This window comes from Kitasatospora sp. NPDC007106, assembly GCF_040634455.1.
Lineage (GTDB): Bacteria > Actinomycetota > Actinomycetes > Streptomycetales > Streptomycetaceae > Kitasatospora > Kitasatospora arboriphila.
In genome coordinates this window covers 1-1,161 of the sequence record NZ_JBEYFP010001377.1, presented here as the reverse complement: position 1 = coordinate 1,161, position 1,161 = coordinate 1, and the positions used below count along the sequence as shown (strand labels likewise).

Genomic DNA, 1,161 nt, shown 5'->3' with positions numbered 1-1,161 from the left:
AGCGGCCCGTCCGAGCGGCCCGCGATCAGCAACGGCAGCAGCCGTGCGCTGGACGCCCGCCACTGCACGGCCGGCCGGCCCGGGCGCGGGCGGCTGCAGCGGTGCAGCAGGTCGAGGTCGTCCACGTTCAGCGCCAGCACCGTCTCCACACCGGCGCCGCTCTCGTTCAGCAGCCGCCAGGTCAGCTTCTCGCGCAGCGGCACCCGCAGCGCCAGCACCGCGCGCAGCTCGTCCGGGCCCAGCGCCGCCCCGGACGGGTCCGGCAGCGGCGGCGGACGCAGACCGGCCGCGGGATCGGCGGTGAGCCAGCCCTGCCCCCGCCACCAGCCGAGCGCACCGCGCAGGATCGACAGCTCACGGTTGAGGGTCCGCGGATCGGCCTCCGCCGCGCGCCGGGCCAGCGCCGCCCGCAGCAGCCCCGCGGCGTCCGCGCCGTCCAGCACGGAGAGCGGCAGCACCGGCGGCACGGCACCCCGCCGCGCCGAACCCGCCGGCACCGGCCGACCGGCCAGCAGCCAGGACCAGTTCGCCAACGCGATCCGGTACACCCGCCGCGAGCCGTCGCCGAGCGGCGCCGCGGCGAGGTAGCCCTCCACGGCGACGGCGTACTCCACCGGTGCGGGGCTGTCGCAGTAAATCACCCCGTCATTAGAACACTGCAATCGCTCTCAACCTCCGCGGGGGTCGTTTACTGCGGCACTCGATCGTTGCGTCGCAAAGGCTCAAGAATGCTTGTGCGGCACGACTCAACACCGCAAGACTCGTCGCATGATCCCCACCACCCCGGGCCGCTGGGCCCTGCTGCGCGAGCGCGCCTTCCGCCGCTACTGGCTCGGCCACACCACCTCGCTGCTGGGCTCGGCGATGGCCTCGGTCGCCGTCGCCTTCGCCGTCCTCGGCAGCGGCGGCGACGGCACCGCCCTCGGCGCCGTGATGGCCGCGCGGATCCTCCCCGTCGTCCTCGTCCTGCCGGTCGCCGGCATCGTCGCCGACCGGCTCGGTCCCCGCCGGGTGGCGCTCGCCGCCGACGTGCTGCGCTGCGCCGTACAGGCCGCCCTCGCCGCCCTGCTGCTGACCGACCGTCCGCCGCTGTGGGGCACGGCCGCGCTGGTCGCCCTCTGGGGCCTCGGCGAGGGCTTCGGCCTGCCGGCGCTCGGCGCC

General features: G+C 76.2%; 2 protein-coding genes. One reads left to right on the top strand and one right to left on the bottom strand.

What is annotated here, in order from left to right; translation table 11 throughout:
- The coding region (locus tag ABZ641_RS38620; protein WP_359989361.1) for a hypothetical protein at positions 1-641 on the bottom strand (641 nt) is incomplete at its 3' end.
- A 127-nt stretch (positions 642-768) separates the two neighbouring features.
- Between ABZ641_RS38620 and ABZ641_RS38615 the strand changes: the two genes are divergently transcribed.
- Positions 769-1,161, top strand: a 393-nt coding sequence (locus tag ABZ641_RS38615; protein WP_359989359.1) for an MFS transporter, incomplete at its 3' end; no start/stop codon positions are given.